Consider the following 19,564-nt stretch of genomic DNA (forward strand, 5'->3'; position numbering starts at 1 on the left):
AGATGGAAACATATGTAAATAATAGATCAAGGAGGAAGTAAAGATGGAAGGATATCAGGCCGGCACGTATGATGTAATTGTCGTAGGCGCCGGACACGCCGGAGTTGAAGCTGGACTTGCTGCTGCGAGGATGGGCGCGAAAACGCTGATGTTGACGATCAGCCTTGAAGGCGTTGCTTTTATGCCATGCAATCCATCGGTCGGCGGTCCTGCGAAGGGTGTGGTTGTCCGTGAAATCGATGCACTGGGCGGCGAAATGGGTCACAATATTGATAAAACGTATATCCAGATGAGAATGCTGAATACACGAAAAGGACCAGCGGTGCGTGCACTTCGCGCCCAGGCAGACAAGCAATTGTATCAGCGGGCGATGAAGAAGACTATTGAGAAAACGGAAAATCTTACCCTTCGTCAGGGAATGGTTGAACGCTTGATCGTCGAGGATGGTGTCTGCAGAGGTGTGGTTGTAGCAACAGGTGCTGAATATCGGGCAGCGGCGGTTGTGCTGACTGCCGGTGTCTATCTGAAGGGCAAAATTATCATCGGTGAATTGCAATATGAGAGCGGACCGAACAATATGCAGGCATCCGTAAGCCTTTCTGATCATTTGAAGGAACTGGGTTTTGATATGGTTCGGTTTAAAACGGGCACACCTCCGCGTGTAAACGGACGGACTATTGATTATTCGAAAACAGAAATTCAACCTGGAGATGAAGGAACTCTTGCCTTTTCGTATGATACAAGGGAATTCATCAAAGATCAGATTCCTTGCTGGTTAACTTATACGAATCAAGAGACACATAAAATTATTAATGAAAATCTTGGCCGTTCTCCAATCTATTCGGGTGCTATTGTAGGCACTGGTCCGAGGTACTGTCCATCCATCGAAACGAAAGTGGTCCGTTTCAGCGATAAAAGCCGCCATCAGCTTTTTCTTGAACCAGAAGGAAAAGAGACAAAAGAAGTCTATGTTGACGGTCTTTCTACGAGCATGCCTGAAGAAATTCAGCGAAAAATGCTGGCAACGATCCCCGGTCTTGAACAGGCGGAGATGATGCGTCCGGGTTATGCCATCGAATATGATGCCATTGTGCCAACACAACTCTGGCCGACCTTGGAGACCAAAAAAGTCAAAGGTCTTTTCACTGCGGGACAGATCAATGGCACGTCAGGATATGAAGAGGCTGCAGGCCAGGGACTGATGGGCGGGATCAACGCTGCCAGAAAAGCATTTGGTGAGGAGCCGGTGATTCTGGATCGAGCTCAGGCATACATTGGTGTATTAATCGATGATCTGGTAACAAAGGGAACAAGAGAGCCATACAGGTTATTGACCTCACGGGCTGAATACAGACTGTTACTGCGGCATGACAATGCCGATCTTCGACTGACCGGGCTGGGACATGAAATCGGACTGATACCTGAGAAGCGATACAGGTGGTTTTTGCAAAAGAAACAGATGATCGAACAAGAAAGGAATAGATTTGCAGCGGCAACAGTCAGGCCATCTGAGGCAGCAGCAGCTTTACTGGAAAGCAGGGGGGCGGCCCCGATTAATGAACCTGTGAAAGCGGATCGTTTGCTCAAAAGACCGGAATTGAGCTATCGGGATGTGGCATCCTTACTTCCGGATAATGGTGGTGTCATACCCGAAGAAGTCGGAGAACAGGTTGAGATTCAGGTGAAGTATGAAGGATACATTAATAAACAACTGCAGCAGGTCGAGAAAATGAAGCGGATGGAGAAGAAAAAAATTCCTCAAGATTTGGATTACAGCGTGATTGACGGAATTGCGACAGAAGCCCGTCAGAAACTGGACAAAGTACGGCCGATTTCCGTCGGACAGGCTTCGCGGATTTCCGGTGTTAATCCTAGCGATATTGCTATTTTGCTTGTTTACCTTGAACAGGGGAAACTGGCGAGAAAAACAGGATAACCATCCGTTTTAGGAGGCAATCATGGAGATACTTGACGCGTTACTTGCAGAAAAAGGAATACACCTGTCTGCTGTCCAAAGCGAGCAGTTTGATGTTTATTATCAGGAGCTGGTCGAATGGAACAGCAGGATCAACCTGACATCGATTACAGAAGAAAAAGAAGTTGCCATTAAACATTTTTTTGATTCGATAACACCGGTATTTTATTATTCTTTCAATCAAAAACTGAAATTGTGTGACGTGGGATCCGGGGCCGGTTTTCCTGGAATACCGCTGAAAATTCTTTTCCCTGAAATTGAGATTACCATTGTCGATTCACTGCAGAAGCGGCTTAATTTTCTGCAATCGCTGGCAGCCGTGATGAAGCTGGATCATTTAATTTTATTTCATGAGCGTGCTGAGGTATTTGCGCACAACCCGAAAGTACGGGAACAGTTTGATGTTGTAACTGCCCGGGCAGTAGCAAATCTTTCGGTACTCAGTGAATACTGCCTGCCACTTGTATGTAAGGGTGGAACATTTATTGCACTTAAAGGCCTCAATGCCGATCAGGAAGTCAGTCAGGCAGAGCATGCTATTCAACTGTTGGGTGGCACGTTTGACAGGCAGGTTGATCTCGATTTGCCGGAGGGTATGGGCTCGCGATCGATTGTTTTCATTGATAAAACCAAACTTTCACCTGACAATTTTCCGAGAAAGCCGGGAATGCCAGCAAAGAATCCATTATGATCGGTTGCTATCTGATTTTGGCAATCATTTCTCTGCTGATAGTTTATCTGAATGTTTCACGTGAAACATTCAGAACTATTTGGAGGAGTTGAGACGCTTTAAGCGAAATAATAAATGTCAGACAGCAAAGGGTGGTGTTGAAGGGATGAAACATTCTTTTTCAAATATTTTCAGTACGGGTGAACATGAAGAAATCGATGTTGAAGATGACCGGAACGATGAAAAAGTACAGGAGATTTTGATTTCAAAGATTGTTCCGAATCAGTATCAACCGAGATCAGTATTTGATGAAGAAAAATTGCATGAACTTGCTGCGACTATTAAAAGACATGGTGTTATTCAGCCTATTGTTCTCCGTACTTTGAACGACAAGTTTGAAATTATTGCCGGTGAGAGAAGATGGCGCGCCTGCATATATTTGGGCTGGGAAAAAATACCGGCAATTGTGAAAAACATGGATGATGATCAAACCGCATCGGTCGCATTGATCGAAAATCTTCAACGGGAAGAATTAACGGCCATTGAAGAGGCTATGGCTTATGCAAGATTGATTGATATCCATGGACTGACACAAGAAAGCCTGGCTCAGAAATTGGGAAGAGGGCAGTCTACAATTGCCAATAAACTCAGATTGCTTAAACTTCCACCGGTAGTTCAAAGTGCCATTTTGGAAAAGAAAATTAGTGAGCGTCATGCCCGTGCACTGATTATTTTAAAAGATCCGGGGAAGCAGGAAAAGTTGCTGCAGGAAATCATTGAAAAGCAGCTGAATGTGAAGCAAACTGAACTGCGTGTTCAAAAGATGATCCAACCGAACCTGGATACTGCCCATGATGATGGAAGTAAAAAAAGAAGAATCTCTTTGAACCGTGATACCCGACTTGCCGTCAACACGATCCGTCGATCTGTTTATATGGTTAATGATTCCGGCCTTAATATTGATACAAAAGAAGAGGATCTGGGTGATTATTATCAATTTACAATCCGGATTCCCAAAGGGCAATAAAGTTCAAGACTTTAGGGACAATTGAAAATCCTCAAAAATACCGTATTCTGTGCGGAATTTTGCGAGTCCGCGCAGAATGCGGTATTCCTGTTTCAGGATATTAACACAGATTAGTTTTCTCCGATGAATGAATTCATGATAAAATGGAAGTTAGCAATTGAAGCTTGAGAGTAGGTGAAAGTGTGAGTAAGATATTGGCGGTTGCCAACCAGAAAGGCGGCGTAGGCAAAACAACAACAGCGGTCAATCTTAGCGCCTGTATGGCGAATCTTGGCTGTAAAGTTCTGCTGGTCGATATTGATCCCCAAGGAAATGCAACGAGTGGTTCAGGGGTCGACAAAGGTGAAGTTGATGAATGTGTTTATGATGTTTTAGTAGAAGAAACAGAAGTTGCTCAAGTTGTAAAAAGTTCTGCTATTGATAATCTTGATGTTCTTCCATCTGCTATTCAACTGGCAGGAGCAGAGATTGAGCTTGTGCCGACGATTTCAAGGGAAGTCAGGTTGAAACGTGCGCTGGAGAAAGTAAAAGATACATATGATTACATAATCATAGATTGCCCGCCGTCGCTAGGCCTTTTGACCATAAATGCCTTAACCGCTGCAGATGCGGTGATTATCCCGGTTCAGTGTGAATACTACGCACTTGAAGGGCTGAGCCAGCTCCTTAACACGGTCAGGCTCGTGCAGAAACATCTCAATCATCATCTCGCAATTGAAGGTGTGCTTCTGACCATGCTTGATGCAAGGACTAACCTTGGTTTACAAGTCATACAGGAAGTAAAAAAATATTTCCAGGATCGTGTTTTTCATACGATCATTCCACGCAATGTCCGGCTAAGCGAGGCACCCAGCCATGGTCTGCCGATCATTCTCTATGATTCAAGATCCAAAGGTGCCGAAGTATATCTTGACTTCGCAAAGGAAGTGATGACAGGTGACTAAAGCTTTGGGCAAAGGATTGGATGCTTTTTTTCCCTCGGCATTTTCAGATGAGCTGGATAATGCAGTGGAAAGCGTTGCGTTAAGTGATTTGAAGCCCAATCCCTATCAGCCAAGAAAGCAGTTCGATGAAGAGGGTATTGAGGAACTCGCTCAGTCAATCAGGGAACATGGCATTATTCAGCCTCTGATCGTCCGCAAAAGCATTAAAGGTTACGACATCATCGTGGGTGAACGCCGTTACAGGGCAGCAAAACAGATAAAGCTGGAAAAAGTACCCGTCGTTATTAAGGAATTATCCGATCATGAAATGATGCAGATTGCATTAATTGAGAATCTTCAACGAGAGGATCTAAATCCAATCGAAGAAGCTACAGCCTATAAAAAACTCATGCATGGCCTGCAATTGACCCAGGATGAACTTGCAAAGAAACTTGGAAAGAGCAGGCCCCACATTGCAAATCATCTGCGTCTGCTTCAGTTGGAACCGACCATCCGTATTTTAGTTGAACAGGGAAAACTTTCAATGGGACATGCACGTGCTCTTGTGGGCTTGAAAAACAAAAAACAGATCGTTCCTGTCGTGGATAAAGTAATAAAAGAACAAATGAATGTACGACAGTTGGAAACACTCATCCAAAGATTAAACCACCATGTTCCACGTGAAACATCGAGAAAAAAAGAATGGATCATGTCGCCCGAACTTAAAGAGAGGGTAAATGGTTTGCGTGAAAGATTTGGTACGTCAGTCAAAATCAAACCTGGAACGAATAAGGATAAAGGTAAAATAGAATTGGATTATTATTCTGCTGAAGACCTTTACCGGCTGCTGGAACTGCTGGATAAAGAATCATGATAAAAACATGTTACTTTGCGATGCATGCGCATGACGCTTCTCAAAGAATAGGATGAAAACAGCATTAATAGTTCGACTTGAATCGGGAAAAAAGGTTAGCATGATCTCTTGATAAGATCGCCCGGACAAGAGATTTGCTGATTACTTTTGATAGATTTATTACAATGCTGAGCCGGGTGCTTTGCAAAACTGAATACTCCATAAACCCGCTAACATTGACTACTCCAGTAATATTAATATTTCCTACGGGTTCTAACTTTTTGTTCACGCCGGCCCCGGGCAGAACGGGACCTTCTGAGACGCAGATTTTCCCGATATTCTGTTGCTGCCCGAGGCAGGCATCAACAGCAATAATAAACGGCCGACGATAAGACACTTTGATCGTTGACAGGGTTTCCTGCAAGTTTACTGCGTGTACGGGATTTTCAAGGGTTCCGTAAATAGCTGCTTCCGGAAGCAAAAAACTTTCCAGTTGAGTGCCGACAAGCGGACCCAGTGCATCACCCGTGGACCGATCGGTGCCGATGCAAACAATGACCAGATCATTTTGGCCTGCTCCCGATAGATAATACCGGATGGCGCTGACTACTGAAGTGCAGGCATGCCTGTCAAGATAATGAATCGGCTGATGATACTGGCGGGCAAGCGGTTTTTCACGATTCAGATTCATAGTTTACGCTCCTTTAAAAAGTATTAACAGTATATGGCCATGCTTCTGTTTCTATACCTTAAAATTCATAGTTTCAGATATAATTCGATGCTTGGAGAGCAGCAACCAGTCAGCAAATTTTTTCACGGAAAAAAATGAAAAACTATGCTTTTCTCTGGAAATAGGATATACTATGACACAGAAACAGTAATTGAATCAGAAACGGCGATGAAGGAAAAGAGTACTCAGAACAGTTACTTTACAGCAAGTCGGGAATGATGGGAGCCCGGCAAGCAACCTCAGAGGAAGGCGTTCCCGAACCGGACTTTTCATAAAGTGGATGCAGTAAATCACTGCATCAATTAGGGTGGAACCGCGTGAGCGCAGATACAGCTCTCGTCCCTAGGTCTTGCATACAGACCTGGAGAACGAGAGCTTATTTATTTGAAAAGGAGCAGAACAAATGGCCAAAACAATGGATCAGATCGTCAATCTTGCAAAACAGAGAGGGTTTATCTTCCCGGGATCCGAAATTTACGGAGGGCTGGCAAATACTTGGGATTACGGTCCTTTAGGCGTGGAACTGAAAAACAATGTTAAAAGAGCTTGGTGGAAGAAGTTTGTCCAGGAGTCGCCATATAATGTCGGGTTGGATGCAGCCATTCTCATGAATCCAAAAACATGGGAAGCTTCCGGACATATTACCAATTTCAATGATCCAATGATTGACTGTAAAAACTGTAAATCACGTTTTCGTGCAGATAAGCTGATTGAAGCCAACATACCTGCGGAAGAACTTCCCGGGCCGGTGGATGGGCTTAGTTTTGAGACCATGGAAAAGTTAATCGAATCCCATGCCATTAAGTGTCCAGACTGTGGAGCGCACGATTTTACTTCAATCAGGCAATTCAATCTGATGTTTAAAACCTATCAAGGTGTGACCGAAACAGCAAAAGATGAAATCTACCTTCGCCCGGAGACAGCTCAGGGGATTTTTGTCAATTTTAAAAATGTACAACGGACAATGAGAAAAAAAATTCCTTTTGGAATCGGACAGGTTGGGAAATCTTTCCGAAATGAAATCACTCCTGGGAACTTCACTTTCAGAACGCGTGAGTTTGAGCAGCTTGAACTTGAATTTTTCTGCAAACCGGGTGAAGATAAAAAGTGGTTTGAATACTGGAGAACATTCGGCTTTGAATGGTTGAAATCACTTAGTATCCAGCCCGAAAATCTAAGGTTGCGTGACCATGAGAAGGAAGAATTGCCGCATTACAGTAATGCGACAACAGATATCGAGTACCTTTTTCCCTTTGGCTGGGGGGAACTTTCGAGTCTGTCGTCCAGAACAGATTATGATTTGCGCAGACATATGGAAGTATCCGGACAGGATCTGCAATATATTGACCAGAATGCGAAGGAACGCTATATTCCTTATGTTATAGAGCCATCTCTAGGAGCAGATCGTGTCACGCTGGCCTTTCTCGCGGATGCCTACGAAGAACAGAAAATCAGTGATACGGACTCAAGAACCGTATTACATTTTCATCCGGCACTGGCACCATATAAAGTGAGTATCTTGCCACTTTCTAAAAAATTGAGTGAAGAGGCCGGAGCCATTTACAAGAATTTGGCCAAAGAGTGGATGGTCGATTACGATGAAACGGGTTCAATCGGTAAAAGGTACCGCAGACAGGATGAAATCGGTACACCTTACTGTATTACTTACGATTTTGACTCAAAGGAAGATGGGAAGGTAACTGTCAGGAACAGGGACACGATGGACCAGATCTGGCTGCCAATTGACCAATTGCCGCAGTTTCTCACGGAGAAAACTGCATTCTAAAAGCTGGCAGAAAACACTTATTGATATCAATATATAAATCGGAAAACACAATCGGATTCACCGGACTTCAAGGGGGGAGGATACATGGCCAGACCGCATATTGCATTTAACTTGAATGACGTTGTTGAGATGAAAAAGGCACATCCGTGTGGAACAAATCAATGGAAAATCATCCGCATGGGTGCGGATATCCGGATTAAGTGTCTCGGATGCGGCCATAGTGTTCTGATGCCGAGAAGCGAATTTCAAAAAAAAATCAAAAAAGTGATCGAATCAAAAACTGTAGAAGATAGCGAACAGTAAAACAACGTATAAATAATGGATAGAAAAAGGGAGAAGAGCTGGTGACAAAATCTTCTCCCATAAGAAAGAAATAATTGTGAGAACCAAGGGGCTGTAATGTCCGAGGAGCTGAAAAAAATGAGTTTGACAACAGGTATAGTCGGACTGCCAAATGTCGGCAAGTCCACACTGTTTAACGCGATTACTCAGGCAGGAGCGGAAATGGCAAATTATCCGTTCTGTACTATTGAGCCAAATGTTGGCATTGTCAGTGTGCCTGACAGCAGGCTGGACCAGTTGACCGAAATGTATCACCCGAAACGAAGAGTGCCAACGACATTTGAGTTTACCGATATAGCCGGTCTAGTCAAGGGGGCAAGCAAAGGTGAAGGTCTCGGCAATCAGTTTCTTGCTAATATCAGACAAGTCGATGCCATTTCACACGTTGTCCGCTGCTTTGATGACAGGAACATCACACATGTGTCCGGGAAAATTGATCCGGTAGATGATATTGAAACAATTAATCTCGAACTGATTCTTGCAGATCTGGAACAGGTCAATAAAAGATTTGACCGAGTAGCAAAGCTGGCAAATCAAAAAGAAAAACAAGCTATTATTGAATTCTCTGCACTACAAAAACTTAAGAAAGCTTTTGATGAGGGAAAGCCGGCACGCCATGTTGCATTGACCGAAGAGGAAGAAGCAATTGTCAGGCCATTTAACTTCTTGACAAAGAAACCCGTTCTCTATGTTGCCAACGTCTCCGAAGATGATGTGGCTTCTCCTGAAGAGAATAAATATGTTCAAGCGGTACAGAAATATGCTGAAAAAGACGGGGCTGAGGCCGTAGCGATTTCAGCGAGAATCGAGTCTGAAATTGCAGAACTCGATAAAGAGGAGAAAAAAGCCTTTTTGCAGGACCTTGGTCTTGACTCTTCGGGCCTTGACAGATTGGTTGCAAAATCATATCAATTGCTTGGACTGGCAACCTATTTTACAGCAGGAGAAAAAGAAGTTCGTGCCTGGACTTTTAAAAAAGGTACTAAAGCGCCACAGGCGGCGGGAATTATTCATTCAGATTTTGAACGTGGTTTTATCCGCGCGGAAATTGTTTCATATGAAGACCTGATTTCAGCAGGATCGGAAACCGCCGCCAGAGAACAGGGCCATCTCCGCCTTGAGGGGAAGGACTACGTCATGCAGGATGGGGATATAGTTAATTTCAGATTTAATGTCTGACCATAGCCGTCTGAGGTTGTTCTTGCAAATGTGGTCTAACTGTGGTAACATTATGACCCATGAGTGAGAAGACTTGCTCTCTGCTCCGATCAGGAGCCGCTTAGTCCAAGGGGAGGTGAAAAATCGTGCGCAAATATGAAATCATGTACATTCTTCGTCCAGATCTGGAAGAGGATCAGGAAAAAGCAGTTAATGAAAAGCTGGCTTCGATTCTGACGGATAATGGCGCCGAGATAAATGAAGTGAAGGAAATGGGTAAGCGCCGCTTAGCCTATGAAATCACGGATTTTAATACCGGTGTGTACTTTGTCCTGTATGTTAACGCAGGAAGCCCGGCAATCAATGAGTTTGACCGTCTTGTGAAAATCAATGATGACGTGATCCGTTTCATGATCATTAAAGATGAACGCAAACCGGAAGAAGTAAAATAATCTCAAAAACGGGGGGATTCTATTGATTAATCGGGTCGTTCTCGTCGGACGATTAACAAAAAATCCGGAACTTCGCTACACACCCAATGGGGTTGCAGTTGCAAGTTTTACTATTGCCGTCAATCGCCCGTTTTCAAATCAGCAGGGTGATCGTGAAACGGACTTTATTCCTGTTGTCGTCTGGCGCAGACAGGCAGAAAATGCAGCTAACTTCCTGACAAAAGGAAGCTTGACGGGTGTTGACGGGCGAATTCAGACGCGGAATTATGAGAATAATGAAGGGCGCAGGGTATATGTCACGGAGGTCATTGCTGATAGCGTGCAATTTCTTGAACCAAAAGGAACAAGACACACTGACGGAAATGACTTCGGCAACGGGGCGCCTGCACCTTCAGGCGGGAATAATAGTTTTGCCCCGCAGACCGGTAACCGCCCGAATGCCGGTACAAACAGCAACAACAATCAGAATGCCCCTTCTTTTGAAGATCCTTTTGCAAATGACAGTAAGCCTATCGATATCTCGGATGATGACCTTCCATTCTAAAAGATGGGAGAACCAGGTGAATAAGGGGAGGTGCAGTAGAAATGGCAGTACGCCGGTCACGCGGTAAACGCCGCAAAGTATGCTATTTTACAGTTAATCACATTACTTATATTGATTATAAGGATGTTGATTTGCTGAGACGCTTTATTTCAGAACGCGGGAAAATTTTGCCTCGCCGTGTTACAGGAACGAGCGCAAAATATCAGCGTCAGCTGACGAGAGCAATCAAACGCTCACGTCAGATGGCTTTACTTCCATATACACAGGAATAAAAAACTGGTTTGATCAAGCCAGTGAATGAAAAAACTGCAGTAAGAGGAATGCCTCTGCTGCGGTTTTTTTATACTCGTTGGAAAGATATAGGCCGTCACAACCAAGCTTAGCAGGCTTCAGAGTTTTTTTCTTCATCATTTTCTGCAGTCGTTGTCCTGCCTGTTGAAAAAAATGTCCAGACACTCTAAGCTTTACAGTAAACGATTAAGAGGTTAGCGAATGATGATGAAACCGGGCCATTTAAAAGAAAGTGCTGGTTTGCCAGTTAAAGAGAAGTGGCTGCTGATCGCGGCTATGATCATGATTGCGATCTATCTGGCACCAATGTTCATACTTGGAGAAAATGCGCACATCCGAATTGTGGATAATATGGATTCAAATATTGCATGGTATCAGGTGCTAAAAAACAGTGGTGAATTGTTCGGTTCCGTCCATTCCCAAATACCTCAAATTATCAATGGCCAGCTTTCCCGGAATGCTTTCGGTTCACAGTTCAGCCTTATTGTACTGCTGCACGCGATCCTGCCACCAATGCTTGCCTATTCCATATGTCAGCTGATTTCGAGGTTTTTTGCGTTTTTAGGGATGTATTTGTTGTTGAGGGATCATTTTGTCAAAAACAGGGATAGTTCCCCGATCAGAGTGCTCGTGGCACTTGCTTTTGCATTGACGCCGTTCTGGCCTTCCGGCATGCTGAGCACCCTTGGTATGCCACTTGCATTGTGGGCCTTTCTCAATATAAGGGCGCACCATGCTTCTTGGAAAGAATGGCTGACTATTTGCCTCTTGCCTTTTTATTCCAGTTTTGAGCTCGGATTTTTCTTCTTTTTAACGCTAATGGCAATGTTCTGGATGAGAGACTGGATCGTCAAAAAAAAGTTCAATCTAATATTTATATTTTCCATCGCACTGATGACGGCCATCTACTTCTTTGTTGAATACAGATTAGTTGCCTCGCTGCTTCTGCCTGGACCGCTGACGAACAGAGATGATTTTGTTGAATCAACATCGAGTTTATGGCATGTCCTGATACTCTCAATAGAAAATTTTATTGTCGGCCATGATCAGGTCATGACGGTTCATCAGTACGTCATTCTGCCCTTTATTTGCATTGTCTTGTGGCAGATAATCAAGCCCGGCACAGGGGAACGGTTGCTCAATAAGCGTTTTCTTCAACTGCTCTTTCTGAATGTGCTGCTGTCCGTGTGGTTTGCTTTCTGGTTTTATAAGGGCTGGGCACCGCTTAAAGCAAAGATCAGTATCCTTAGAACATTCAACTTTTCAAGATATCACTACCTTCACCCTCTGTTCATTTATCTGATGTTTGCAATGGGAGCACTCATATGCTGGCAAAAGGGGAAGAGATGGAAGAGATTTGTTGAAATCGTGCTTGTTTTGCAGATTATCGTGCTGTTCCTTTATAACCCGGAAATTGAGTTTCACGACCAGCCGTCTTTCAAGCAGTTCTATGCTAGTCAGCAGTTCAGTGCGATTGCTAAATATATAGGAAAGCCCAAATCGAGCTATCGTGTGGCCAGTATTGGTTTGCATCCGGCGATCGCTCAATTTAATGGATTTTATACGCTGGATACGTACAATAATTTTTACCCGCTCACATATAAGCAGGCCTTCCGAAAAATCATTTCTAAAGAACTGGACAAAAATCCAAGCATCCGGGCCTATTTTGATAATTGGGGTGGCAGATGCTATCTTTTTACCGCTGAATTGGGAGAGAATTATGATTTTCGCAAGAATTCCCATGTGAAGATCCACCATCTGCAACTCAATATTGGCCAGTTTAAAAAGATGGGCGGGAATTATATTTTTTCCGCGGTTCCGATCGTCAATGCAAGGCAAGACGGTTTGCATTTCCTTAAGTCATTTAACAGTAAAGAGTCTGCATGGAAGATCTATCTGTATGGGACGAGTTAAAGGGATGAAAAAAGACGCTCTGTCAGGGCGCCTTTTTTATGGAATTTCGGGATTTCGGGAAAAAGTGTTCAGCATTAATAATAGGGTGCCATCATTAAATAAACGATAACCCCGGTCAGGCTGACATAAAGCCAGATCGGCATCGTCCAGCGTACAATTTTCCTATGCTTGCTGATCTGCATGGTCCAGCCCCACACAAGCGCGAACGGAGCAAGAAAAACGACGCTTGCAGCTAGAGTGCTATGCGTAATCAGAATAAAAAAGTAGATTGGCCTGATCAGTCCCACGCCGCCGTAATGAGGTGCCGGTGCGAGATAGTGGAAAGAAAGATACGAAAGCAGAAAAAGAGCAGTTGTCGAAAATGCGGCCAATATAAAACCACGATGCAGATTGATTTTTTTCATTTTAATGGCAATCAGTGCGCAGACAAGAAAGATAAATGTAAAGCTGTTAAATACGGCATTCAGCTTGGGAAGCACATAGACGCTACGGCTGATTTTGCCATGATAGCCAATAAAAGGCGCAAAGAAAAGCAGCAATATGACAATGTTGGCGAGGATAGCGACTGTGATGATAAGCACAGCGTAATTCTTATCGCTTTTCGGTTTTGGATGACTGGCGCCCTGGGTGTTTAGCGTTTGCTTCATAATCGTTAATAACTCCTTTGCTTGTGAGATTCACGGACAGGCTATAAATCTATGATAGGTGTCAGCAGCCGGACAGGCAAGAATTAACACACGCGCGAATCAATGAAGTCAATCCGCAGAAACTTTGGAAAGAAGTTTATTTGTAATTGATTTAATATAGGTGTGTGATTTAGTTTCTTCATCAATCATTTCTTTAAGGATGACCCTTATGAAATACTGCACGGAAATCAGGTCTTTGAATATCAGAATAGATTCCAAGGCCTCTTTGTAGATCTGGAAAAAAAGAGGTTCAGGGTTACCTTTCTGAATTTCGCCATAAGCCTCATAAAGCAGATCAATCTTATCTGCAACCGACAGAATTTTACCTTCCAGTGAATGATCTTTGCCCTCTTTGAAGCGTTCTTCATAAACTTTGCGGAACTCCGATGGAATTTCTTTATCAAGAAATTCCTGAGTCATTGAGCCTTCCACCTGTGAAAACAGTTCCCGGAGTTTCGGCAAGGCGTATTTAACCGGAGTTTTTATATCGCCGGTAAAAAGTTCTGAATAATCATGGTTAATGGCTCGTTCATAGACCTTTTTCCAGTCAACGGATTGTCCGTTCTGATCTTCAACAGTTGCAAGAAACTGTGCAATGGTTGCAACTTTAAATGAGTGGCTGGCAACGGAATGTTCCTGGTATTTAAAAACACCTGGACAGCGGTAAATGCCCTCCAGGTCAGATAAGCTTTGAAAATATTTGTGGATACCCATGGACAAGACTCCTCTCCGAATGCTTCTGATCGATCTGTTTGGATATTTCGAACAGTATAGACCGCATGAGGAAAAGAGTCAATCATTCTGAGCCAGACCCGCTTCGTTTCGAATCCTGGTGTTCTGGGTCTGAATAAAATCAATTAGTTCCTTTATATCAAGCAGAGGCAGCTCACCATCCTGTAGCTGGACTTCTGAGTTGAAAAACTGAGACACGTCACCGTCAGCGGCAATCTGCCCCGACTGGAACACATAAGTGTCTCCAACAGCATCGATATCGAGGGCGACACTTCCGGATTCCGCTGAACAAATCACGAATTTCCTGTCCTCTTTAATCAGAGAAGCATTGCTTCCAGCCTGAAGGACTTCGGAAAGACGAATCAGCGGCAGAATTTGATTTCTTAATGATATAAAACCTGAGAAGAAAGGGTGGGTTAATGGAACAGATACCACGGGCACAGGTTCAATAATTTCGCTGACAGCACTGATCAGGATACCAACCGAACGATTGCCGGTATGGAGAGTGAGTGCTTCCAGATCCGTTGTTTCTAAAGACATATGATTCACCTCGGATAATATTTTCTCAAGCAAAAATGATTAAACATATTTTCAAGATTTATATCGGAATAAAGCGACATAATGATTATTTTTTTAGGCGGGGGACTGAGTCGGGCTCAACGATCTCTTTACCCTCATACCATGGATTGATATGGATCAATACTTCTTCTACATCAGGAAATCTGGTCATCACTTTTTGTCTGATTTCTTCCGTTATGTCATCACCTTCCTGAATATTGTAGGACGCAGGAAGACGGATTTGCGCATCGATCAGAATTGAATTACCGTGTTCCCGTGCACGCAGGATATCAATTTTTTTCACCTGTGGAAATGAAAGAAACACTTCCTTATACTCTTCCTGCTTTAACTCGTCGACGCTGCTTTCCATGAGTACATTGGTCGACTTGATCATCATCATGATGGCAATTCTGAGAACAAGGAGAGAGACAACAATGCCGGCAATCGGATCGCTGAAGTGTGAATAAGGTATATTCAGAATTTCCCCGACCCAACCAATGCTCAGTCCAATGGCAGCAGCGAATGAGGCATAAATATCTGCCAGATGGTCTGAAGCGGTTGCCTCGAGACTCTTGCTGTGATACTTTTTTGCTGCACGGTGTGTGTATACATAAAGCACCCATTTCCACGCTGTAGATATTATAGCGGCGCTGAGCGCCCATACGCTGACCTCAGTAGCAGGGTCGAACAAAGCACGGATCGCTTCGAAAATCAGGAAAGCGGCTGCTCCGGTCAAGATAGTCGCAATAAATGCGGTGGAGATGTCCTCCGCTTTTCCGTGGCCATAAGGGTGCTCTCTATCCGCAGGATGATTGGACAATTTCATTGAGCCAATGGCGGCGACAGAGCCAATCACATCTCCGCCATTATGCACACCATCAGCAATCAGCGCGGTACTATGAAAAAGCACGCCGCATCCGATTTTGATTAAGGTCAGAAAAAAATTGCTGATAAGGCTGATCCAGGCAACAAACAGCGCTTGTGCACTTTCATAAGCCATAATGGTTCACTCTCCCCAAATTGTTTGCCTGAGGCAAGTTCATCATTAGAAAAGACAATCCGCGTTTGGATTGTCTTAAAAACGAGCGATATTTTTTGACGATGCAATAACTGATCATTTTGACACCAACTCTCCAAATAAAACAAGAGATAGATAAGTGTATGGTGAGTGAAATTAAAATAACCCTTATTGATTCAAAAGGGTAGATAAAGTTCACTATAAAACGCTTTCTTTTCAAATATTTAACTCCTCTATTATATACAGAAAATTTAAATGGTGCAAGATAATACGCGCTATTCAACACTCTGCCCTTCCATTGAGAACTGAATTTATATTATAATTAATCTTATGAATCATTTGAATGACCGGTGCAGTTGCTGCAGTACCTTGAGAAGGGAACAGGCACGCTTGTTTTTTTTGAAGCCAGAGTGGCATTCAACTGATCCCTTATAAGAGGTGTGATTATGAAAGATAAAAACGCTCGTATTGGCGGAGCGCTGACCGTCATTCTTTTGTTTGTTTTACTTTGGGTCACTCTTTATGTCCCACTTGCATCGGCTGTTTCAGTCTGGTTGATTCCTCTGCCGCTGATGTATGCTGTGTCAAAGTCCGGATGGCGTTATGGAAGTATGCTGCTCGTTTTAGGCATAGTATTTCTGCTCCTGATTCAGCGGGATCTGAGTATGCTCTTTCCTATTTTCTTTATCATATTGGGCTTTGTAATGGGTGAAACCATTCGTTTGAAAAAATCTGCTTTTGCAGTGCTGCTTACAGGCAGCTTGGCGAACATTATGATGCTTATTCTCTGTTTAGCTGGCGCAGTGCTTATTTTTGACTTTAACCCCGTTGTTGAAACAAAAACAGCGATTGAAAGGTCTCTTGAGTCAATGGTTGGCCAGGCAGGCCCTTTGCTGCATCAGAATGCCGGAACGCTGCTCAGTATGTACAAAAGCTACCTTAATTATTTGGGCAATATCGCGCCCTCGTTAATTGTAATGATTGGCGTTGTTTATGCATCCATTATTGAATGGATCAGTCTTCCGATACTTAGGAGGTTCCGAATCAAAGTTCCGGAGTGGGTGCCGTTCAGGCGCTGGCAGGTACCAAAAAGTGTAGTCTGGATTTATCTGATTGCGCTTCTGCTGATTCAGACCGGATTAACAACTGACGGAGATCCACTCTTCATCATGGCGATCAATATTGCTTTTGTGATGCAGATACTGCTTGCTATTCAGGGGCTGAGTTTCATTTTTTATTTCGCATCGCATCGACGGCTTCCGGTGATCGTTCCGGCTATTGTGACCGTTGCAGTCATTATCTTCAGTTTCTTACTGCTGCAGCTGGTCACATTATTAGGTATAATTGATCTTGGTTTTGATCTTCGGAAGCGGTTGGATAAAAAGAAGTAGTGACCCGGGATAAGTGAAAAATTCCCTGAAAATTGTGCGGCCGCGGGAGCTGAAAAAATTGGCAAACCAATTTAAACACCGGTGGCGCAGCGACTTGCTGATCGTGCTAGGTCTGCTGTGCCTTCTATTTATTATTTTTACCGCGTTCCTAAACTGGATGCTTGCTTTGGCAGGGCTGGTGATTCTGGCATTGGCTGTCACATGGTTTGTGTTCAATGAAACGCAGTTTGACAAGGAACTGGTGGAATATATCGCCGGGCTGTCCTACCGGCTGAAAAAAGTCGGCGGTGAGGCCCTTCTTCAGATGCCGATCGGCATTGCCCTGTATGATGAAGAGGAACGGATAGAGTGGTGCAATCCCTACTTCAATCAGCTGGCAGGCGGAACAGAGACAAAGATCGGACAATTGATTAACGATATTTCTGATGATCTTGAGAAATTAATTCTGTCGGATAAAGATTCGTCAATTATCACGCTCAATGAGCGGCAATATCGTGTACGTCTGAGGCGGACAGAAAGGTTACTCTATTTTACCGATATTACAGATGTTCTGGAAATTAAGAAAAATTATTTTGATGAGCAGCCCGTTCTTGCTCTGATCTTTTTGGACAATTACGATGAGGTTACTCAGGGCATGGAAGATCAGGTCAGGAGCACGATCAATAATGAAACCACGTCGGTTATAAAAGCCTGGGCATCGCGCCATGGTATCTATTTAAGAAGGACAGCGTCCGACCGCTTTCTCGCGGTGATGAATGAAAAACTGTTGATTGCTGTCGAGGAAGAGCACTTTTCTATACTTGATAAGGTCCGTGAGATTACGGTGCCCCTCAGCCATATCCCCCTGACGCTCAGTATCGGTGTCGGAGCGGGCACGGAAACGTTGGAGGATCTTGGTACTTATGCCCAGTCTGCACTTGATCTTGGCCTTGGGCGGGGCGGTGACCAGGCTGTAATAAAAAGACCGGACGGGGCTGTGAAATTTTTTGGCGGGAAATCCAATCCTATTGAAAAGAGAACGCGTGTCCGTGCAAGAGTTATTTCCCATGCGTTAACAGAACTCATGCTGGAAAGTGACCAGGTGATGATCATGGGGCATAAGGCACCGGATCTTGATGCTTTGGGTTCGTGCATCGGCATCCTGAAGATCGCCCATGCCAACGGCCGCAGTGCCAAGATTATTCTTGACCGCGAACACAACGTAACCGGTGTAGCGCGGCTGGTAAGCGAAATTCAGAAAAACAGGAATTTATGGGCCAATTTTATTTCTGCAGAAGAAGCTCACGAAAAAGTAACGAGACGGACGCTGATTGTGGTGGCTGACACGCACCGCCCTTCGATGGTTGTCGATCCGGATATTCTGGATGATGTTCACCGTATCGTTATCATTGATCATCACCGCAGAGCAGAAGAATTTATTAAGGATCCCGTGCTTGTCTATATGGAGCCTTATGCCTCATCAACCGCTGAACTGGTGACCGAACTTCTTGAATACCAGCCTAATGAACGTCCGCTTGACGTTATTGAAGCGACTGCGATGCTCGGCGGGATAGCGGTCGATACAAAGAATTTCACATTAAGAACCGGGTTTAGAACTTTCGATGCAGCTTCTTATTTACGCGCGCACGGGGCGGATACCATACTCGTTCAGAAATTCCTCTGTGATGATTTGGACCAGTTTAATCAGCGTGCTGAACTGATTCGGAGAACGCAGGTCTACCGGTCAAATATTGCAGTTGTCTGGGGCGAGAACAGCAAGCCGTATAATCAGGTGCTGCTGGCTCAGACTGCCGATACGCTGCTGATGCTGGAGGGAATTCGGACGTCTTTTGTTATTGGGCTGCGGGATGACGGATTGATTGGTGTCAGCGCCCGCTCACTTGGCGACGTCAACGTCCAGATTGTTATGGAAAGCCTTGGCGGTGGCGGTCACTTGAATAACGCAGCCACCCAAATGAAAGGTATTACGGTAGAAACGGCAGCAGCCAAGGTCAAAGAAGCTGTTGATAAGTATTTTGAAGGAGGCTTGTCATAATGAAAGTTATTTTTTTAAAAGACGTAAAAGGCAAGGGCAATTCAGGCGATGTTAAAGAGGTTTCAGAGGGCTACGCACGCAATTATTTGCTCCCTCAAAATTTGGCCGTTCCCGCGAACAAGGGCAGTATAAACCAGCTGGAAGCCAAAAAGAAAAAGAAAAAGCAGCTTGAAGAAGAAGAACGCTCAAATGCTGAAGCATTAAAACAAAAGATCGAAAAAATAACGATTGAACTTAAAGCTAAGTCCGGTGAAGGCGGCCGGCTCTTTGGATCTATCACCAGCAAACAGATCGCTCAGGCTTTCAGAAAAATTGAAATAACGATTGATAAACGAAAAATCGATCTCCCAGAGCCGATAAGGACACTCGGGTTTACAGACGTTCCGCTGAAGCTGCATCCGCAGGTTACTGCCAAAGTGAAAGTGCACGTAACTGAGGAATAACCTGATTCGCTGATGATTGGTCCTGATTGCACGGAT

At 44.1% G+C, this 19,564-nt stretch carries 20 protein-coding genes; 15 read left to right on the top strand and 5 right to left on the bottom strand.

The features are described from left to right. Positions 1-43: 43 nt before the first annotated feature. The 5 genes from mnmG (at position 44) to COP04_RS02705 (ending at position 5,469) form a co-directional block, all read left to right on the top strand. On the top strand, positions 44-1,936 hold the full coding sequence (gene mnmG, locus COP04_RS02685) for a tRNA uridine-5-carboxymethylaminomethyl(34) synthesis enzyme MnmG (RefSeq protein WP_100486581.1): 1,893 nt from the start codon (positions 44-46) through the stop codon (positions 1,934-1,936). A gap of 22 nt (positions 1,937-1,958) precedes the next feature. After that, the gene (gene rsmG / locus COP04_RS02690; RefSeq protein WP_100486582.1) at positions 1,959-2,666 is read left to right on the top strand and encodes a 16S rRNA (guanine(527)-N(7))-methyltransferase RsmG; all 708 of its coding nucleotides are present in this window, start codon (positions 1,959-1,961) and stop codon (positions 2,664-2,666) included. 145 nt (positions 2,667-2,811) lie between these two features. After that, positions 2,812-3,672 (top strand): nucleoid occlusion protein, encoded by an 861-nt coding sequence (gene noc, locus COP04_RS02695; protein ID WP_100486583.1) that lies wholly within the window; start codon positions 2,812-2,814, stop codon positions 3,670-3,672. A 182-nt stretch (positions 3,673-3,854) separates the two neighbouring features. After that, entirely contained in the window at positions 3,855-4,616 is a 762-nt protein-coding gene (locus tag COP04_RS02700; RefSeq protein ID WP_157800141.1) for a ParA family protein, read from the top strand. Next, entirely contained in the window at positions 4,609-5,469 is an 861-nt protein-coding gene (locus COP04_RS02705) for a ParB/RepB/Spo0J family partition protein (protein WP_100486585.1), read from the top strand. Before COP04_RS02700 ends, COP04_RS02705 begins: the two co-directional genes overlap by 8 nt. A 64-nt stretch (positions 5,470-5,533) precedes the next feature. Here the strand turns inward: COP04_RS02705 and yyaC are convergent, their stop codons facing one another. Then, complete coding sequence (gene yyaC / locus COP04_RS02710; RefSeq protein ID WP_100486586.1) at positions 5,534-6,139, bottom strand: spore protease YyaC; 606 nt, start codon at positions 6,137-6,139, stop codon at positions 5,534-5,536. A gap of 442 nt (positions 6,140-6,581) precedes the next feature. Here yyaC and COP04_RS02715 point away from each other — a divergent pair, with 442 nt between their 5' ends. The 7 genes from COP04_RS02715 (at position 6,582) to COP04_RS02745 (ending at position 12,665) form a co-directional block, all read left to right on the top strand. Next, entirely contained in the window at positions 6,582-7,964 is a 1,383-nt protein-coding gene (locus tag COP04_RS02715; RefSeq protein WP_100486587.1) for a glycine--tRNA ligase, read from the top strand. Positions 7,965-8,048: 84 nt separating this feature from the next. Then, entirely contained in the window at positions 8,049-8,267 is a 219-nt protein-coding gene (locus COP04_RS02720; RefSeq protein ID WP_100486588.1) for a DUF951 domain-containing protein, read from the top strand. A 117-nt stretch (positions 8,268-8,384) separates the two neighbouring features. After that, on the top strand, positions 8,385-9,485 hold the full coding sequence (gene ychF, locus COP04_RS02725) for a redox-regulated ATPase YchF (RefSeq protein ID WP_100489491.1): 1,101 nt from the start codon (positions 8,385-8,387) through the stop codon (positions 9,483-9,485). Between the two features lie 125 nt (positions 9,486-9,610). After that, positions 9,611-9,916, top strand: a complete 306-nt coding sequence (gene rpsF / locus COP04_RS02730) for a 30S ribosomal protein S6 (RefSeq protein ID WP_100486589.1) — start codon at positions 9,611-9,613, stop codon at positions 9,914-9,916. 22 nt (positions 9,917-9,938) lie between these two features. Continuing rightward, a complete protein-coding gene (gene ssb, locus COP04_RS02735; protein WP_100486590.1) occupies positions 9,939-10,460 on the top strand; it encodes a single-stranded DNA-binding protein in 522 nt (173 codons plus the stop codon). Positions 10,461-10,501: 41 nt separating this feature from the next. Continuing rightward, entirely contained in the window at positions 10,502-10,732 is a 231-nt protein-coding gene (rpsR, locus tag COP04_RS02740; RefSeq protein ID WP_100486591.1) for a 30S ribosomal protein S18, read from the top strand. 226 nt (positions 10,733-10,958) lie between these two features. Next, a complete protein-coding gene (locus COP04_RS02745) occupies positions 10,959-12,665 on the top strand; it encodes a DUF6044 family protein (RefSeq protein WP_100489492.1) in 1,707 nt (568 codons plus the stop codon). Positions 12,666-12,739: 74 nt separating this feature from the next. Here the strand turns inward: COP04_RS02745 and COP04_RS02750 are convergent, their stop codons facing one another. The 4 genes from COP04_RS02750 to COP04_RS02765 all read right to left on the bottom strand — a co-directional run bounded on the left by COP04_RS02750 (position 12,740) and on the right by COP04_RS02765 (position 15,641). Further along, positions 12,740-13,312, bottom strand: coding sequence for a DUF420 domain-containing protein (locus COP04_RS02750; protein WP_100486592.1), 573 nt, complete (start codon positions 13,310-13,312; stop codon positions 12,740-12,742). A gap of 108 nt (positions 13,313-13,420) precedes the next feature. After that, positions 13,421-14,065, bottom strand: a complete 645-nt coding sequence (locus COP04_RS02755; protein WP_100486593.1) for an HD domain-containing protein — start codon at positions 14,063-14,065, stop codon at positions 13,421-13,423. Between the two features lie 78 nt (positions 14,066-14,143). Then, entirely contained in the window at positions 14,144-14,623 is a 480-nt protein-coding gene (locus tag COP04_RS02760; protein WP_100486594.1) for a chemotaxis protein CheW, read from the bottom strand. An 85-nt stretch (positions 14,624-14,708) separates the two neighbouring features. Next, complete coding sequence (locus COP04_RS02765; RefSeq protein ID WP_100486595.1) at positions 14,709-15,641, bottom strand: cation diffusion facilitator family transporter; 933 nt, start codon at positions 15,639-15,641, stop codon at positions 14,709-14,711. A 464-nt stretch (positions 15,642-16,105) separates the two neighbouring features. Between COP04_RS02765 and COP04_RS02770 the strand changes: the two genes are divergently transcribed. The 3 genes from COP04_RS02770 to rplI are packed head-to-tail and all read left to right on the top strand — an operon-like array spanning position 16,106 to position 19,528. After that, positions 16,106-17,050 carry a YybS family protein gene (locus tag COP04_RS02770; RefSeq protein ID WP_100486596.1) on the top strand — a complete coding sequence of 315 codons (945 nt, stop codon included), beginning with the start codon at positions 16,106-16,108 and terminating at the stop codon, positions 17,048-17,050. Between the two features lie 58 nt (positions 17,051-17,108). After that, positions 17,109-19,085 (top strand): DHH family phosphoesterase, encoded by a 1,977-nt coding sequence (locus COP04_RS02775; protein ID WP_100489493.1) that lies wholly within the window; start codon positions 17,109-17,111, stop codon positions 19,083-19,085. Beyond that, positions 19,085-19,528, top strand: coding sequence for a 50S ribosomal protein L9 (gene rplI, locus COP04_RS02780; RefSeq protein ID WP_100486597.1), 444 nt, complete (start codon positions 19,085-19,087; stop codon positions 19,526-19,528). The genes COP04_RS02775 and rplI overlap by 1 nt, the downstream gene beginning before the upstream one ends. The last annotated feature ends 36 nt before the right edge of the window (positions 19,529-19,564 follow it).

Origin of the sequence: Sporolactobacillus pectinivorans, assembly GCF_002802965.1 — a bacterium.
In the GTDB taxonomy this organism is placed as follows: domain Bacteria; phylum Bacillota; class Bacilli; order Bacillales; family Sporolactobacillaceae; genus Sporolactobacillus; species Sporolactobacillus pectinivorans.

What these genes read in the sequence shown, in the direction of transcription:
- COP04_RS02765 (WP_100486595.1), bottom strand. Translation starts at nt 15,641, where the DNA reads ATGGCTTATGAAAGTGCACAAGCGCTGTTTGTTGCCTGGATCAGCCTT.
- COP04_RS02755 (WP_100486593.1), bottom strand. Translation starts at nt 14,065, where the DNA reads ATGGGTATCCACAAATATTTTCAAAGCTTATCTGACCTGGAGGGCATT.
- COP04_RS02715 (WP_100486587.1), top strand. Translation starts at nt 6,582, where the DNA reads ATGGCCAAAACAATGGATCAGATCGTCAATCTTGCAAAACAGAGAGGG.
- rplI (WP_100486597.1), top strand. Translation starts at nt 19,085, where the DNA reads ATGAAAGTTATTTTTTTAAAAGACGTAAAAGGCAAGGGCAATTCAGGC.
- COP04_RS02720 (WP_100486588.1), top strand. Translation starts at nt 8,049, where the DNA reads ATGGCCAGACCGCATATTGCATTTAACTTGAATGACGTTGTTGAGATG.
- yyaC (WP_100486586.1), bottom strand. Translation starts at nt 6,139, where the DNA reads ATGAATCTGAATCGTGAAAAACCGCTTGCCCGCCAGTATCATCAGCCG.
- rsmG (WP_100486582.1), top strand. Translation starts at nt 1,959, where the DNA reads ATGGAGATACTTGACGCGTTACTTGCAGAAAAAGGAATACACCTGTCT.
- mnmG (WP_100486581.1), top strand. Translation starts at nt 44, where the DNA reads ATGGAAGGATATCAGGCCGGCACGTATGATGTAATTGTCGTAGGCGCC.
- COP04_RS02745 (WP_100489492.1), top strand. Translation starts at nt 10,959, where the DNA reads ATGAAACCGGGCCATTTAAAAGAAAGTGCTGGTTTGCCAGTTAAAGAG.
- rpsR (WP_100486591.1), top strand. Translation starts at nt 10,502, where the DNA reads ATGGCAGTACGCCGGTCACGCGGTAAACGCCGCAAAGTATGCTATTTT.
- COP04_RS02750 (WP_100486592.1), bottom strand. Translation starts at nt 13,312, where the DNA reads ATGAAGCAAACGCTAAACACCCAGGGCGCCAGTCATCCAAAACCGAAA.
- COP04_RS02760 (WP_100486594.1), bottom strand. Translation starts at nt 14,623, where the DNA reads ATGTCTTTAGAAACAACGGATCTGGAAGCACTCACTCTCCATACCGGC.
- COP04_RS02770 (WP_100486596.1), top strand. Translation starts at nt 16,106, where the DNA reads ATGAAAGATAAAAACGCTCGTATTGGCGGAGCGCTGACCGTCATTCTT.
- noc (WP_100486583.1), top strand. Translation starts at nt 2,812, where the DNA reads ATGAAACATTCTTTTTCAAATATTTTCAGTACGGGTGAACATGAAGAA.
- ychF (WP_100489491.1), top strand. Translation starts at nt 8,385, where the DNA reads ATGAGTTTGACAACAGGTATAGTCGGACTGCCAAATGTCGGCAAGTCC.